At 63.5% G+C, this 14,774-nt stretch carries 13 protein-coding genes and 5 tRNA genes; 4 read left to right on the top strand and 14 right to left on the bottom strand.

Annotated elements, in window-relative coordinates; translation table 11 throughout:
- Positions 1-110: 110 nt before the first annotated feature.
- The 3 genes from ACJRPG_RS14270 (at position 111) to dbpA (ending at position 3,533) form a co-directional block, all read left to right on the top strand.
- A complete protein-coding gene (locus tag ACJRPG_RS14270; protein ID WP_408000751.1) occupies positions 111-1,745 on the top strand; it encodes an acid phosphatase in 1,635 nt (544 codons plus the stop codon).
- A 145-nt stretch (positions 1,746-1,890) separates the two neighbouring features.
- Positions 1,891-2,055: a hypothetical protein gene (locus tag ACJRPG_RS14265; protein ID WP_408000750.1), complete on the top strand. Its 165-nt coding sequence runs from the start codon at positions 1,891-1,893 to the stop codon at positions 2,053-2,055.
- Positions 2,056-2,126: 71 nt separating this feature from the next.
- The gene (dbpA, locus tag ACJRPG_RS14260) at positions 2,127-3,533 is read left to right on the top strand and encodes an ATP-dependent RNA helicase DbpA (protein ID WP_408000749.1); all 1,407 of its coding nucleotides are present in this window, start codon (positions 2,127-2,129) and stop codon (positions 3,531-3,533) included.
- A 1-nt stretch (position 3,534) separates the two neighbouring features.
- Here the strand turns inward: dbpA and ACJRPG_RS14255 are convergent, their stop codons facing one another.
- Positions 3,535-5,136 carry an amidase gene (locus ACJRPG_RS14255; RefSeq protein WP_408000748.1) on the bottom strand — a complete coding sequence of 534 codons (1,602 nt, stop codon included), beginning with the start codon at positions 5,134-5,136 and terminating at the stop codon, positions 3,535-3,537.
- Positions 5,137-5,376: 240 nt separating this feature from the next.
- On the opposite strand from ACJRPG_RS14255, the gene ACJRPG_RS14250 reads away from it, so the two are divergent.
- Complete coding sequence (locus tag ACJRPG_RS14250) at positions 5,377-7,185, top strand: DUF4214 domain-containing protein (RefSeq protein ID WP_408000747.1); 1,809 nt, start codon at positions 5,377-5,379, stop codon at positions 7,183-7,185.
- A 65-nt stretch (positions 7,186-7,250) separates the two neighbouring features.
- On the opposite strand, the gene ACJRPG_RS14245 is transcribed toward ACJRPG_RS14250, so the two are convergent.
- The 13 genes from ACJRPG_RS14245 to ACJRPG_RS14185 all read right to left on the bottom strand — a co-directional run bounded on the left by ACJRPG_RS14245 (position 7,251) and on the right by ACJRPG_RS14185 (position 14,739).
- Positions 7,251-7,826 carry an elongation factor P gene (locus ACJRPG_RS14245; RefSeq protein WP_408000746.1) on the bottom strand — a complete coding sequence of 192 codons (576 nt, stop codon included), beginning with the start codon at positions 7,824-7,826 and terminating at the stop codon, positions 7,251-7,253.
- Positions 7,827-7,892: 66 nt separating this feature from the next.
- Positions 7,893-9,020 carry an elongation factor P maturation arginine rhamnosyltransferase EarP gene (gene earP, locus ACJRPG_RS14240; protein ID WP_408000745.1) on the bottom strand — a complete coding sequence of 376 codons (1,128 nt, stop codon included), beginning with the start codon at positions 9,018-9,020 and terminating at the stop codon, positions 7,893-7,895.
- A gap of 53 nt (positions 9,021-9,073) precedes the next feature.
- Positions 9,074-9,149: transfer RNA gene (locus ACJRPG_RS14235), tRNA-Glu, on the bottom strand.
- Positions 9,150-9,205: 56 nt separating this feature from the next.
- Positions 9,206-9,505, bottom strand: coding sequence for a cytochrome C oxidase subunit IV family protein (locus ACJRPG_RS14230; RefSeq protein WP_408000744.1), 300 nt, complete (start codon positions 9,503-9,505; stop codon positions 9,206-9,208).
- Between the two features lie 11 nt (positions 9,506-9,516).
- Positions 9,517-10,176 carry a heme-copper oxidase subunit III family protein gene (locus tag ACJRPG_RS14225; RefSeq protein ID WP_408000743.1) on the bottom strand — a complete coding sequence of 220 codons (660 nt, stop codon included), beginning with the start codon at positions 10,174-10,176 and terminating at the stop codon, positions 9,517-9,519.
- Positions 10,177-10,178: 2 nt separating this feature from the next.
- Positions 10,179-10,844 (bottom strand): cytochrome c oxidase subunit 3 family protein, encoded by a 666-nt coding sequence (locus tag ACJRPG_RS14220; protein ID WP_408000742.1) that lies wholly within the window; start codon positions 10,842-10,844, stop codon positions 10,179-10,181.
- Positions 10,841-12,607 carry a cytochrome c oxidase subunit I gene (ctaD, locus tag ACJRPG_RS14215; protein WP_408000741.1) on the bottom strand — a complete coding sequence of 589 codons (1,767 nt, stop codon included), beginning with the start codon at positions 12,605-12,607 and terminating at the stop codon, positions 10,841-10,843. The genes ACJRPG_RS14220 and ctaD overlap by 4 nt, the downstream gene beginning before the upstream one ends.
- A gap of 22 nt (positions 12,608-12,629) precedes the next feature.
- A complete protein-coding gene (locus tag ACJRPG_RS14210) occupies positions 12,630-13,730 on the bottom strand; it encodes a cytochrome c oxidase subunit II (protein ID WP_408000740.1) in 1,101 nt (366 codons plus the stop codon).
- A gap of 1 nt (position 13,731) precedes the next feature.
- Positions 13,732-14,232, bottom strand: a complete 501-nt coding sequence (locus tag ACJRPG_RS14205) for a hypothetical protein (protein ID WP_408000739.1) — start codon at positions 14,230-14,232, stop codon at positions 13,732-13,734.
- Between the two features lie 124 nt (positions 14,233-14,356).
- Positions 14,357-14,432: transfer RNA gene (locus ACJRPG_RS14200), tRNA-Glu, on the bottom strand.
- A gap of 20 nt (positions 14,433-14,452) precedes the next feature.
- Positions 14,453-14,528, bottom strand: a tRNA-Ala gene (locus tag ACJRPG_RS14195).
- A gap of 33 nt (positions 14,529-14,561) precedes the next feature.
- A tRNA-Glu gene (locus ACJRPG_RS14190) sits at positions 14,562-14,637 on the bottom strand.
- 26 nt (positions 14,638-14,663) lie between these two features.
- A tRNA-Ala gene (locus ACJRPG_RS14185) sits at positions 14,664-14,739 on the bottom strand.
- Positions 14,740-14,774 lie beyond the last annotated feature (35 nt).

Below are 14,774 nucleotides of genomic sequence, written 5' to 3'. Positions count from 1 at the left end.
TCACTTTATCGTCGTCGTGCGTGCCCTGCGATGAGCGGCCGCAAGCGGAAATAATGGCGGCGGGTATTGCCGGGTGTTACAATTTTTGCGCCCTAACTCTGGAGATGCGTGTGAAAGAACAGAAGACCGAGCAGCCGAACAATCCGTCGCGGCGCAAGATTTTTCAGGCGGCGACTGCTGCCGGCATCGCGACCGCATTGCCCGTTGCAGCTACTTCGGCAACTAAGCCCGCCAAGGGCTCGCTGGATGAGAAGCTCAAGGCCAACGTGAAGAACGTGGTGGTCATCTATCTGGAAAACCGCAGCTTCAACAACCTCTTCGCCGATTTCCCCGGCCTTGCTTCCCCGCTGTCGCAACTGAAGCCGGAACAGTATCTGCAGCGCGACCATGACGGCAGCGTGCTGCCCTCGCTGCCGAAGATCTGGGGCGGCATGGTGCCGGAACCGCAGGACATTGGCGGCAAGCGCTATGAGATCAAGGAAGACGCCATCCAGAACCTGCCGAACGCGCCCTTCGCCCTGAAGGACGGCGCCGGCAAACCGCTGCCGGAAGCGGTCATCACGCGCGACCTCACGCACCGCTTCTACCAGAACCAGATGCAGATCAACGGCGGCAAGAACGATGGTTTCGTGGCCTGGGGCGATACCGGCGCGATGGTGATGGGCCACTACGGCGAGATGCACAAGAACCTCGGCCTGTGGCAGATCGCGCGCCAGTACACGCTGTGCGATAACTTCTTCATGGCGGCCTTCGGCGGATCCTACCTGAACCACCAGTTCCTGATCAGCGGCCGCACACCGGAATACTTCAACGCCGCTTCCACCGCGGCGAAGCGCAAGATCGCGCAGACGGTGGACGGCCCGCAGGGCACCAGGCTCGCCGTCACCGCCGACAGTCCCAAGTCCGCACTCCAGGGCAAGCCGAAATTCGTCAACGATGGCGCCATCACGCCCGACGGCTATGCCGTCAACACCATGGCCACGCCTTACCAGCCGAGCTATGTGCGCCCTGCTCCGGGCGGCGATCCGCGCTATGCCGATCCGGCCGATGCCTCGACCTTGCCTCCACAAACCTACGACACCATCGGCGACCTGCTGTCGCGCAAAGGCGTAAGTTGGGCCTGGTATGGCGCCGCATGGCAGGCCGCACTGGATGACAAGGGTGCAGGCAACAAGCCGAATTTCCAGTCGCACCACCAGCCATTCAATTACTTCGCCAGCTTTGCGCCCGGCACCGCGCAACGCGAGAAGCACCTGCGCGACGGCGGCCTTGGCGACAGCCCGATCTCCAACAAATTCCTGGCCGACGCAGTGGCAGGCAAGCTGCCCGCCGTCAGCTTCTACAAGCCGCAGGGCAACCTGAACCTGCACGCGGGTTATTCGGACATCGAATCCGGCGACCAGCACATCGTCAACGTGCTGGAGCACCTGAAGCACTCGCCGCAATGGCCGAACATGGTGGTGGTTGTCACCTTCGACGAGAACGGCGGCTGGTGGGACCACGTGGCGCCGCCGAAAGGCGACCGCTGGGGCCCGGGCAGCCGCATTCCCGCCATCGTGGTATCGCCGTTCGCGAAGAAAGGCGCCGTGGACCACAGCTTCTACGACACCACCTCCATCCTGCGCCTGATCACGCGCCTGCATGGCCTGCCGCTGCTGGAAGGCCTCGCCGTGCGCAACAAGGCTTTTGCGGAAAACAGGGCGCTGCCGCCGGGCGATCTCACCGGCGCCCTCGTGTTCCGTTGATGGTTGTGGTACACTGCGCCCCGCTTTAGATATCGAAGCCCGACTGTTTCAGCCGGGCTTTTGTTTTGTACGGCGCATTGGGACAATGAGAGACAGAAAAGATCATGCGACATTCGACCTGCCCGGCTTCGGCCCGGCAGCGCCAATGGAACCAGAACCCAAGCGACCACCTCCACCGCGCGTGCGCAAGCCTGCCCTGAAGCAGGAGCAGCTGGAATTGCTGGAGCCGACCGATACCACGGGCCTGCCGCTGTGGCAGCGCGACGAGAACCTCGACCTGACTGGCCTGCCGATCTGGCAGCCCGATTGAGGCAGGCTCGCACCGCGCCGCACGCAGCGCGAGTTTGCTAGACTGTTCCCATTCCCTTTCAGAAGACCGCCATGACCTCGTTCGCCAGCCTGCCGCTCACACAAGAATTCCTCGCCAACCTCACCTCGCTTGGCTATCACGAGATGACGGCGATCCAGGCGCAAAGCCTGCCGCCGGTGCTGGAAGGACGCGACCTGATCGCGCAGGCGAAAACCGGCAGCGGCAAGACGGCGGCCTTCGGCATCGGCATGCTGCAGAAGATCAATCCGGCATGGTTCGCGACGCAGGGGCTGGTGCTCTGCCCTACCCGCGAGCTGGCCGACCAGGTGGCGAATGAGCTGCGCCGCCTCGCGCGCAGCGTGGGCAATGTAAAAATCCTGGTGCTGACCGGCGGCGCGCCGATGCGCCCCCAGATCGCGTCGCTGGAACATGGCGCCCACATTGTGGTTGGCACGCCGGGCCGCATCCGCGACCATATCGGCCGCCAGACCATCGACCTCTCCACCGTGCAGGTGCTGGTGCTGGACGAAGCGGACCGCATGACGGACATGGGCTTCTACGACGAGATCGCGGGCATTGTCAGCGCCTGCCCGAAACGCCGCCAGACCCTGCTGTTCTCCGCCACCTACCCGGACGACATCCGCCAGGCCACGGAAGCCTTCCTGGCCGATCCCGTTGAAATCACGGTGGAAGCGCAGCACGCGAGCGGCCAGATCGAGCAGCGCTTCTACGAAATCGGCTTCGACGAGCGTGACGAAGCGGTGGCGCGCCTGCTCAAGCACTACCGCCCCGCTTCCGCCATCATCTTCTGCAACACCAAGGTGCATTGCCGCGAACTGGCGGACCTGCTGCGCTCACAGGGCTTCTCGGCGCTGGCCCTGTATGGCGAACTGGAACAGCGCGAACGCGACGAGATCCTGGTGCTGTTCTCGAACCGCAGCTGCTCCATCCTCATCGCCACCGACGTGGCGGCGCGCGGCCTCGATATCCAGAACCTGGAAGCCGTGATCAATGCCGACGTATCGAAGGACACCGAGGTGCACACCCACCGTATCGGCCGCACCGGCCGCGCGGGCGAGAAAGGCCTTTCGCTGACCCTGTGCGCGCCGAACGAGAAGAAGTGGGTCAAGCTGATCGAGGAATACCAGAACGCGCCTGCCGAGTGGCATGACCTGAAGGAGCTGGACAACGACGAGTACGCGCAGGGCGACCCGGCGCCGATGATGACGCTCTGTATTTCGGGCGGCAAGAAGGACAAGCTGCGCCCCGGCGACGTATTGGGCGCGCTGACCGGCGACGGCGGCCTGACCAAGGAACAGGTGGGCAAGATCAACGTGACGGAGTTCCAGACCTATGTGGCGCTGGACCGCCGCTACGCCTACGACGCCTTCCAGCGCCTGAACGACGCCAGCGGCCTTGGCCCCGAGTTCGGCAGCTTCAAGGGCCGCAACTTCAAGATGCGTTTTATCGAGGTCTGATTCAGCGCACAGCCAGCGACACGCTGGCAGGGAACTGCGGCGCGCGGCGGTGCTGCGTGGCCTGTTCGTAAGCGTAGGCCATGCCGATCAGCGAGGCTTCGCTGAAGGCCGTGCCAACGAAGGACAGGCCCACCGGCAGGCCGTGCACATAACCCGCCGGCACCGTGATGTGCGGATAGCCCGCCACCGCTGCAGGCGAGGAGAAGCTGCCGCCGTAATGGTCGCCGTTGATGAAGTCCGTCAGCCACGCCGGGCCGCCGGTCGGCGCCACCAGGCCGTCCAGCTTCTGTTCCTTGAGGATCTGGTCGATGCCTTCCGAACGCGAGTAGCGGTGGTTGTTCGACAGCGCGTTGCGGTATTCCTCGCTGTCCAGCCCTGCTTTCGCCTGCGATGCTTCCAGGTGCTCCTGGCCGAAGTAGCGCAGCTCGGTCGATGCATTCTGGCGGTTGAAGGCAATCAGGTCCGCCATATTGGCGATCTTCGCACTCGGCGCATACTGCTTCAGGTAGGCCTCCAGGTCGGCCTTGAATTCGTACAGCAGCACCTGCAGCTCGCTGTCATTGTATTTGTCGGTGTTCGGCAGCTTCACGTCCACCAGTTCGGCGCCCTGCGCCTTCAGCACGGCCAGCGATTTCTCGATGGCCTCATCCAGGTCGTCGTTGGAGCCGAAGAAGTTGCGCGCCACGCCGAGGCGCTTGCCTTTCAGGGCGCCTTTGTCCAGTGCCTTCGCATAGTCGGCCGCTTTGTCCGCACCGGCCTTGGTCGCTTCATCGTTGGCGTCCACGCCCACCATGGCGCTCAGCATCAGCGCCGCATCGGAAACGCTGCGGGCCATCGGGCCTGCCGTATCCTGCGAATGGGCAATCGGAATGATGCCGCTGCGGCTTACCAGGCCGATCGTGGGCTTGATGCCGACCAGGCCGCACACGGAGGCCGGCGACACGATGGAGCCGTCGGTCTCGGTGCCCACGGCCAGCGTGGCCAGGCTGGCGGCAATCGCCGCGCCGGAACCTGAGCTGGAGCCGCTGCAGTTGCGGTCCAGTGCATAGGGATTGCGGGTCAGGCCGCCGCGCGCGCTCCAGCCGCTTACCGAATGCGTGGAGCGCATATTCGCCCACTCGCTCAGATTCGTTTTGCCGATGATGACAGCGCCCGCGGCGCGCAGCTGCGCCACCACATGGGCGTCGCGCTCAGCGCGCACGCCGGCCAGCGCCAGCGAACCGGCACTGGTGCTCATGCGGTCGCCGGTGGCGATATTGTCCTTCAGCAGGACTGGGATGCCGTGCAGCGGGCCGCGCACCTTGCGCGCCATGCGCTCGCGGTCCATCTCGCGCGCAATCTTCAGCGCTTCCGGATTGATCTCGATGATGGAATTGATGCGGGGGCCGGATTTGTCAATGCTCTTGATGCGGTGCAGGTACTGCGAGGTCAGCGAGTGCGACGTCAGCTTGTTTGCCGCCATCCACTCCTGCTGCTCCGCCACGCCCGCGTCGAGAATATTTCCCGGCCCGACCTTGGCCGGCGGCGTGGCCGCCGAGGCGCGAGCGAGCGAGGCCACCCCGCCAGCGGCGAGTCCCATCCGAACGAAATCCCTGCGATCCATGTGCAACCCCGGCTTTAATATTGGAATTGGTGCCACAATGCAATTGTTCAGAATAGTGCCTTACACCAAAAGTATCAATAAAATCATGTCCTTCCGGCGGTTTATTGCAGAAATACGACAAATATCGAAAGCGTCGAAGATTCGGTGGGCCCTGCCGGCCCGCGCCACAGAATTACTTTATTTCTTGACAGCATCATTGGTGGGGGCGACACTGTGGATTCTGCTCCGACCACCTGCCACATGAATCCGAATCGACTCACACTGATCCAGAGCGAGGCGCTGACCAGCGCCGCGCCGGCCATTTCCGGCGATGGCCAGATGATTGCCTTTGCCACCACCAAGCGCCTGCTCGCTACCGACACCACCACGGGAACGGAAGATATTTATCTGCGCAACCTGGAGACGGGCGAGCTCACGCACGTCAACATCGACGAGAACGATGTTGCCGCCACTGGCGCCAACCTGCGCCCGGTGCTGTCGGACACCGGCGGCATCATCGCCTTCGAGAACATCCAGGCCGGCGGCGTAAGCCGCATAATGATCAAGAACACCACGACCGGCACTCTGGTCGAGGCGTCGACCGACGCCTCAGGCGCCGCAGCCGATGGCGCCAGTTCCAATGCTTCCCTGTCGGCCAACGGCCAGTACCTGGCCTTCCTCAGTGCAGGCACCAACCTGGCGACGCTGGACGAAAACGATGTCAAGGACGGCTTCCTCAAGAACCTGGCCACGGGCGATGTCATCAACGTTTCGATGCTCGCCGATGGCACCCAGGCCGACCGCGCCACCACCGATATTGCGGTGTCGGGCGACGGCAGCGCCGTCGTATTCACCTCCACCGCCACGAACCTGAGCAGCTCCAAGATTGTGCAGGAACGCGTGTATGTGAAGAACGCCGCCACCGGGGCGCTGGCCATCGCGTCCACCTCGGCCAGCGGCGAACTGGCGAACGGCGCCAGCTACCACGCCTCCGTGTCCGACAACGGGCGCTATGTGGTATTCACCAGCAAGGCATTCAATCTCGCGCCCGACGCGCCCATCCTGGCCTCCAGCATCTACCGCAAGGACATGCAAACGGGCGCCATCATGCTGATCTCCACGGACGCCAGCGGCCACTCAGGCAAGGGCAACTCGGACATGGCCGTCATTTCTTCCGACGGCCGCTACGTGATGTTCGAATCGACGTCCAACCTGACGCCCGGCGACGGCGACGGCAAGAACGACATCTTCCTCAAGGACACTGTTACCGGCTCGATCACCCGCCTGTCCGCCGGCGCAACGCAGGACACCGGCATCGGCTACAGCGGCTTCGCACGCAGCAGCATGGATGCCATCTTCCTGGGCACCGGCGCCAGCGGTGTGGACGTCATCCACAGCGCCCTGGGCGAAGGCTTTGCCAGCACGGCCAACGCCACCTACAAGGGCGATGCAGGCCGCAACACGCTGCTCGGCGCAGCAGGCAGCGACACCTTTACCGGCAACGGCGGCAATGACCTGATCGACGGCGGCGCAGGCAAGGACGTTGCCATCTACAGCGGCAGGCTGTCGGACTACACCATCAGGAAAACCGAGGCCGGCATGGTCATCACCGACGCGCGCGGCACGGACGGTGTGGACACAGTGGGCAATGTGGAGCTGCTGCGTTTCGCGGACTTCAATGTATCGCTGGACATCGACGGCACGGCGGGCAAGGTGTACCGTCTTTACCAGGCCGCTTTCGACCGCACGCCGGACACCGGCGGACTGGGTTACTGGATCGCGCAGATGGACAATGGCATGACGCTGAACGAAGTGGCACGCCAGTTCTTCGCCTCCCCTGAAGCGCAGGCCCAATATGGCGCAAACCCGGACGCCAACACGCTGATCACGGCCATGTACGACAACGTCCTGCACCGCACGCCGGACATCAGCGGCGCCGCCTACTGGCAGGCTCGCCTGATCGGTGGCCTCAAGGCGGAAGGCATGCTGGTGGAGTTCAGCGAAAGTATCGAGAACCGCACCGCCCTGGTGGGCGTGATGGAGAACGGCTTCGCCTATACGCCGTTCTGAACGCGCTTCAGGCGAAAAAAAACGCTGCCCGGAAGGCAGCGTTTTTTTTATTGGTCGCGGAACGATCAGTTACGGACGATTTTCTTGTACTCGTGGGTACGGGTGTCGATTTCGATCACGTCGTCATTGCTCACGAACAGCGGCACCTGGATGGTGAACTGCTTGCCTTCGATGGCGTTTTCCAGCTTGGCTTCTTTCAGCACGTTGCCGGAGGTGTTGCCCTTCACTGCAGGCTCGGTGTAAACAACCTGGCGAGCGATGGTGGTTGGCAGTTCGACGGAAATAGCCTTGCCTTCGTAGAAGACGGCTTCGCATTCCATGCCGTCTTTCAGGTAGTTGATGGCTTCGCCCAGGTTTTCTTCTTCGATTTCGTACTGGTTGTACTCTTCGTCCATGAACACATACAGTGGATCAGCGAAGTAGGAGTAAGTTACCGGCTTCTTGTCCAGCACGACGACGTCGAACTTGTCATCGCCGCGGAACACGTTTTCCAGCGGAGCGTTCGTCAGAAGATTCTTCATCTTCCACTTGTAGGTGAAGCCCGTGCGGCTCGAGCCATTGACGTCGGAACGCAGCACGATGAATGGCTTGGCATCAACCATGATGATATTGCCAACACGAATTTCTTTTGCGGGTTTCATAGAGAGTGTACGGTTTTAAAGAGGGTTGCAGTAACCGCTCATCATAACATGTTTATGGCCTGCCGCCTACCGGATGGCGCGGCAGAATGTGAGCATATTCGCGGCCAGATCGCCAATTTCCAACATATCGCACTCCCACTGCACGGCACGCGCCGCTGCTGCGGGCAGGCTTGCTTGCAGGGCCGGCCATAACTTGCCCATATCGCCAGCCTGGGCGCCGTTCCAGGCCAGGGCGAAGGCCCACAGCGAATCCAGGCCGCCCGCATAGCGCTGCAGGAAGGCGCGCAGCTTCTTGTGGTGCAGGTTTTCGTCCTGCGGATAGATATGCCAGATGAAGGGCTTGCCCGCCCATTGGGCACGCACGAAGGAGTCTTCGCCGCGCACGAAATTGAGATCGCAGGACCACAGCAGGCGGTCATAGTCCGGCTGCGGCACGAAAGGCAGCACGCGCAGGGTGAGCGCGCCGCGCGTGGCCACGGCGCCCGCCTGCGGCGCGGCGCCAAGGAAGGCCTGCACGGCGTCCGCCGCCACGCCTTCCGGCACCAGGCAGCACACGGGCCGGCCGCCCTCCTGCCAGGCCTGCAGCAGCGGCGCCACCGGGGCATGGGGATAGCAGAACAGCGATACCTTCTGCATCGCGATCTCGCCTTCGCCCAGGCCCAGGCCGCGCAGGAATGCAGCCGGGGCAAAGCGCGCACGCTCTTCCAGCAGTCCGGTTTCGCGCAGCAGGCCGCCGGTTTTGTCCGTGAAGCCGGGGAAGAAGAAATGCTTGGTCAGCGGCAGGCGCGGATGCATCGAGGGCAGCTTGTGGCAGCCCTCCACCCATTCCTCCGCCGTCAGGCCTTCGAGATTCAGCCATACGGGACGCGGTTCGCACTGCGCCATCGCCTCCACATAGGAAGGCGGAATATCGACGGCAAAGAACTCGATCACCACATCGCTGACATCGGCCGGCGTGAACACGCCGTCCATGGACGCCCAGTGCCGCACCTGCACGCCCTGCACCTGTTGCCGGGCGGCGGCCACATCGACTTCGTGGCAGATGCGGCGGAAGCTGGCCAGGTCGTCCACCCACAGGGTGACGGCAATGCCGTGCTCCGACTGCAGCTGCCGCGCCAGGCGCCAGCAGATGCCGATATCGCCGAAGTTGTCGACCACGCGGCAGAAAATGGTAAGGGTGCGGGGAAAAGTCATGGGCGCCAGAACAAAAAAGCCGCACTAGGCGGCTCGTCTGCGATGAATTCTGTTGGCGTCCCCACGGGGATTCGAACCCCGGTACTCACCGTGAAAGGGTGATGTCCTAGGCCTCTAGACGATGGGGACGTCGTAAAAGCGTGCGCGAATTATAGCACAGGGCATTTTTTCCTTACAAGGGCAGGCTAGCGGAAATACAGGCTGCGCGTGAGGAACACATAGTCCGATTCGGCCACCATCATCCCCGCCAGCACCAGCAGCGCGGCGGGCGGCACCAGCACCACGCAGATCAGCGCCAGCCGCTCCCAGCGCAGGTGCATGAAGATGGCGACGATCAGGCCCGCCTTGGCCATCATCAGGATCAGGATCAGGCTCCAGCGCAGGTAGCTCTGCACATGGAAAAAATCCACCAGGTAGGACAAGGCGCTCAGCAGGAACAGCAGTCCCCACACCTTGAAGTAGATGCCCAGATTCGAGGTTTGCATAGGCCCTCCCCTCACCACAGGTAGAACAGCGCAAAGATGAACACCCAGACCAGGTCCACGAAGTGCCAGTACAGCCCCGCGATTTCGACGATGCCGTAGTCGCCGCTCTTCTCGTAGCGCCCGGCCAGCACGCCGCGCGCGATGATGCACAGGTAGATCACGCCGGCCGACACGTGCAGGCCGTGGAAGCCGGTAATCATGAAGAAGCAGGCGCCGAACTGCGGCGATCCCATGGGATTGCCCCAGGGCCGCACGCCCTCCGCAATCAGCTTGCTCCACTCGAAGGCCTGCATGCTCACGAACATGGCGCCAAAGGCTGCGGTCACGAACATCAGCATGGCGCACTGGCGCCTTGCATGGCGGTAGCCGAAGTTGACGGCCATGGCCATGGTGCCGCTGCTGCTGATCAGCACAAAGGTCATGATGGCGATCAGGATCAGGGGCAGGTTGACGCCGCCGATGGTCAGCGCGAACACTTCGCTGGGATTGGGCCACTGCGTGGTGCTCGCCATGCGCACCGACATATAGCCGGTGAGGAAGGTGCCGAAGATGAAGGTGTCGCTCAGCAGGAAAATCCACATCATCGCCTTGCCCCAGGGGACACGGAATGCCTCGCGGTCGCCGGCGAGATCCTCGGCTGCGCCGCGCCAGCCTTGCTGTACAGAGTCCATGGCTACCTCAGGGTAATGCCCACGCTGCGGCACAAGTCCACCACCAGCTGCGGCGTCAGCGCAAACAGCAACAGGAACAGATAGATCCACAGCACCAGCAGCAGGTGCCAGTACTGGGCGCACAGGCCCAGCGCCTGTGCCGCATATTGCGCGGGACCGTGCCGCAGCCGCAGCAGCACCCAGGCAGCGGCTGCGATGCCGCCCAGCAGGTGCAGGCCATGCATGGCCGTCAGCAGGTAGAAAAAGCTGCTGCCCGGATGCGCCGCGACCAGATGGCCAGCCTGCGACAGCATCTGCCATGCCGCCAGCTGGCTGGCGATGAAGGCGAGCGCGGACAGCAGCGCCAGCACGCTCCAGTAGCCGGCTGCACCGCGCCGTCCGCTGCGGGCATGCGCCGCGGCGCGCTGCCAGCCGATGCTGCCCGCCGCCAGCAGCGCGGTGGAAAACCAGAGCTGCCAGGGCACGGACGGCATCATGCGCCAGTCCGCGTAAGTAATGCGCATCACATAGGCAAGGCCGAACAGCAGGAACAAGGAGCACATCACGGCCATGAAGACCCACAGGCCGATCTGCGCGGCGCCGGGCCGCGCCGGCCGTGCCGGCGGCCGGTAATCCGGCTCCGCGCGGAAATGCGGCGCCAGCGGGGCGAGGGGCGGCAGCCAGCTCACGATGGCGCTCCCTTGCCCGGCGCCGCCGCATAAGCTTCCTCATCGTCCTCTTCCGGGCCCACATTCTGCGGCACATAATCCCCCTGCTCGCCGCTGCGGCCGTAGCTGTAGGCGCCACGGTAGACCACGGGCAGCTCCGGGCCCCAGTTGCCGTGCGCGGGCGGGGTCTGCGGCGTGTGCCATTCGAGGCTGGCCGCACGCCAGGGGTTGCCGCCCGCGGCACGGCCGCGGAAACTGCTCCAGCCCAGGTTGAACAGGAACAGCAGCTGGGCCAGCCCCACCACCAGGGCGGCCACCGTGATGAATTCATTCATCCACTGCGCCGAGGGCGGAATGAACTGGTAGTTCTCGTAGGCGTAGTAGCGGCGCGGCATGCCGAGCAGGCCGAGATAATGCATGGGGAAGAAGATGGCGTAGGAACCGAGGAAGGTGATCCAGAAGTGCACCTGCCCCATGCGTTCGCTGTACATGCGTCCGCTCACTTTGGGGAACCAGTGATACAGCCCGCCGAACACGGCCAGCACCGGCGACACGCCCATCACCATGTGGAAGTGGGCCACCACGAAATAGGTGTTCGACAGCGGGATATCGACGCTCACGTTGCCCAGGAACAGCCCGGTCAGGCCGCCGATCAGGAAGGTGCTGATGAAGCCCAGCGCAAACAGCATCGGCACCGTCATGTGGATATCGCCGCGCCACAGGGTCAGCGTCCAGTTATACACCTTGATGGCGGTGGGCACCGCGATCACCAGCGTGGAAACGGCGAAGAAGAAGCCGAACCAGGGATGCATGCCGCTGACATACATATGGTGGGCCCAGACCACGAAGCTGAGCGCGCCGATCACCACGATCGCCCACACCATCATGCGGTAGCCGAAGATGCATTTGCGCGCGTGCACGCTGATCAGGTCGGAGATGATGCCGAAGGCCGGCAGCGCCACGATATACACTTCCGGATGGCCGAAGAACCAGAACAGGTGCTGGAACAGCAGCGGGCTGCCGCCCTTGTAGGGCAAGGCCTGCCCCATCGACAGCAGCGCGGGCATGAAGAAGCTGGTGTGCAGGGTGCGGTCCAGCAGCATCATCACGCCGCTCACGAACAGGGCCGGGAAAGCCAGCAGCGCGAGGATGGTGGCGATGAAGATGCCCCATACCGTCAGCGGCATGCGCATCAGCGTCATGCCGCGCGTGCGCGCCTGCAGGATGGTGGTCACGTAATTGAGGCCGCCCATGGTGGCCGCCGCAATGAACACCAGCAGCGAGACCAGCATGACGATGATGCCCATTTCGACGCCCGGGGTGCCGGGCAGGATGGCCTGCGGCGGGTACAGGGTCCAGCCTGCGCCGGTGGGGCCGCCGGGCACGAAGAAGCTGCCGATCAGGATCAGCACGGCCAGCAGGTAGAACCAATAGCTCAGCATGTTGAGGAAGGGGAACACCATGTCGCGCGCGCCCACCATCAGCGGAATCAGGTAATTGCCGAAGCCGCCGAGGAAGATGGCCGTGAGCAGGTAGATCACCATGATCATGCCGTGCATGGTGATGAACTGGTAATAGCTGGCCGGGTCGATGAAGGAGAACTTGCCGGGATAGCCCAGCTGCAGCCGCATCAGGTCGGACAGGATAATGCCGATCACGCCCACCACCAGCGCGGTCAGCGTGTACTGGACGGCGATGACCTTATGGTCCTGGCTCCAGACATAGCGCGTCCAGAAGCTGGCCGGAGCGCCGTGCTCCGCATGCGTGTGGCTGCCGTATGCCATCGCCCCTCCTTCGCATCCGTCCTCAATGCACCGACTTGATGTAATCGACCAGCGCGGCCAGCTCCGCCTCGCTCAGCTCGGCCGGCGGCATCACCGGCGCATAGCCCTTGACGATGCGGGCCTGCGGCTGCGCGATCGCCTCCTGCAGGTAGGCATCGTCCACCTTGAGCTGGGCGCCGTCCGCCATGGTTTCGCTGCGACCGTACAGCCCCTTCCAGCTCGGCCCCACGCCCGGGCTGCCGTCCACGCTGTGGCAGGCGATGCAGCCTTTGGCCTGCGCCAGCAGCCGCCCCTGCTTGCCCGGTTCGGGCGGACCGCCCATACCCGCCGGAGTGCCGCCGCCGAAGGTCGGCTGGCGCGCCAGCCAGGCCTCATAGGCCGCCATTTCCTCCACCACCACTGCGCTGCGCATATTCGAATGCCCCACCCCGCACAGCTGCGCGCACAGCACCTCGAAACGGCCGGCGCGCGTGGGCGTGAACCAGAAATGCGTGACCATGCCCGGCACCATATTCATGCGGGTGCGGAACTGGGGCACATAGAAGTCGTGCAGCACGTCCTGCGCGCGCAGCTGCGCCAGCGCGGGACGGTGCAGCGGCAGGTGCAGCTCCTGGCCGTCCACCAGCACGTCGTCCTGGCCGTTCGGGTCTTCCGGGTTGATGCCGAAGGGATTGGCGAGCTGCATGAAGCGCACATCGGTAACACCCAGCTTGCCATCCTTGCCCGGCAGGCGGTAATGCCATTGCCACTGCTGGCCCATGACCTCGAACACCATGGCATCCGGCGGCGGGTCGATCAGGCGCGCATATACGGTCAGCCCCGGCGCCAGCAGGCCGATGATGCCGGCGGTGGTGAGCCCGATCAGCCACCATTCCAGCTTGCGGTTGCCATGTTCGGGCGACGCAATGCGGCCTGCCCGGTGGCGGTAGCGCAGCACGGCCCAGGCAATGAACAGGTGCAGGACGATAAACACCACGCCGGTCACGACCAGCGTGAGCATGAGGGCATCGTCCATCGCATGCCAGTTGGAGGCGATGGGCGTGAGCCACCAGGGGCTGGCGAAATGGAAGGCCAGCGCGCCGATGGCAATGGCCACCAGCGCCAGCGCCAGTGCGGTGGCCATTTCAGGCCTGCCGTCCTGGCCGTTCGAGCATCCGGTAGATGAAGGCCGCCGCCATGCCGAACACCACATGGCCCAGCAGCGTGTAGCCGCCGCGCAGTTCCACGAACCACGGCAGCACACTCGTCATCAGGTAAAAATTGAACAGGTAAAGCAGCAGGCCGAACATGAAGCCCGCCATCAGCACCATGCCCAGGCTCGAATCGAGCCGGAACGGCGCAATCACGGCGGCCAGCACCATGGCGAAGGCCATGCCCAGCAGGTAGTGCACGATGAGCGCCGAGGTCAGTACGCTGAGGCTGTAGCCGCCGTCCTGCAGCACCTCATGCCCCATCAGCAGCGCGGCGATCAGGCGCGGCGCTCGCCAGGGGTCGAGGCCCATGGCCGCGGAAAAGGCGAGTTCAGCCAGCATCAGGATGCCGCCCGCGCCGAAGCCGGCGATAGCAGCCACAACCATGTCCGCCTGACGCGGGATCCAGCGATGCGAATGCAGTCGAAGTTCCATTTGCGCCTCCTCAGGTGTTTACCTGCGTCCTCTTTAGAACGTAGGTCACGCTTGGAGTTCCGTCAAATGAAAACTGAAAATAAAAATAAAAAAGCCGCACAAGGCGGCTTTTTCATTCGAATTCTGGCGTCCCCACGGGGATTCGAACCCCGGTACTCACCGTGAAAGGGTGATGTCCTAGGCCTCTAGACGATGGGGACCCTGGACGATTGTTTGTAGCTGGTGGAGGTAAGCGGGATCGAACCGCTGACCTCTTGCATGCCATGCAAGCGCTCTCCCAGCTGAGCTATACCCCCTCGCATACAAACAAGCTTTACTGCTTCGCACTCTGGCGTCCCCACGGGGATTCGAACCCCGGTACTCACCGTGAAAGGGTGATGTCCTAGGCCTCTAGACGATGGGGACCGCGGACTGCTTTTCCTTCTGCAAACTGGTGGAGGTAAGCGGGATCGAACCGCTGACCTCTTGCATGCCATGCAAGCGCTCTCCCAGCTGAGCTATACCCCCGTTTGCGAAGAGACAGAAGTATAGCAGCTCTTCCG

The sequence above is a fragment of the Pseudoduganella rhizocola genome, assembly GCF_045984285.3.
Lineage (GTDB): Bacteria > Pseudomonadota > Gammaproteobacteria > Burkholderiales > Burkholderiaceae_D > Rugamonas.
Note: the sequence above shows the minus strand (reverse complement) of the source record. Positions and strands in the feature narration are given on the sequence as shown.

Coding starts and splice junctions, on each gene's coding strand:
- ACJRPG_RS14205 (WP_408000739.1), bottom strand. CDS start 14,232: ATGGAACTTCGACTGCATTCGCATCGCTGGATCCCGCGTCAGGCGGAC.
- dbpA (WP_408000749.1), top strand. CDS start 2,127: ATGACCTCGTTCGCCAGCCTGCCGCTCACACAAGAATTCCTCGCCAAC.
- ctaD (WP_408000741.1), bottom strand. CDS start 12,607: ATGGCATACGGCAGCCACACGCATGCGGAGCACGGCGCTCCGGCCAGC.
- ACJRPG_RS14245 (WP_408000746.1), bottom strand. CDS start 7,826: ATGAAACCCGCAAAAGAAATTCGTGTTGGCAATATCATCATGGTTGAT.
- earP (WP_408000745.1), bottom strand. CDS start 9,020: ATGACTTTTCCCCGCACCCTTACCATTTTCTGCCGCGTGGTCGACAAC.
- ACJRPG_RS14230 (WP_408000744.1), bottom strand. CDS start 9,505: ATGCAAACCTCGAATCTGGGCATCTACTTCAAGGTGTGGGGACTGCTG.
- ACJRPG_RS14265 (WP_408000750.1), top strand. CDS start 1,891: ATGGAACCAGAACCCAAGCGACCACCTCCACCGCGCGTGCGCAAGCCT.
- ACJRPG_RS14225 (WP_408000743.1), bottom strand. CDS start 10,176: ATGGACTCTGTACAGCAAGGCTGGCGCGGCGCAGCCGAGGATCTCGCC.
- ACJRPG_RS14250 (WP_408000747.1), top strand. CDS start 5,377: ATGAATCCGAATCGACTCACACTGATCCAGAGCGAGGCGCTGACCAGC.
- ACJRPG_RS14210 (WP_408000740.1), bottom strand. CDS start 13,730: ATGGCCACCGCACTGGCGCTGGCGCTGGTGGCCATTGCCATCGGCGCG.
- ACJRPG_RS14255 (WP_408000748.1), bottom strand. CDS start 5,136: ATGGATCGCAGGGATTTCGTTCGGATGGGACTCGCCGCTGGCGGGGTG.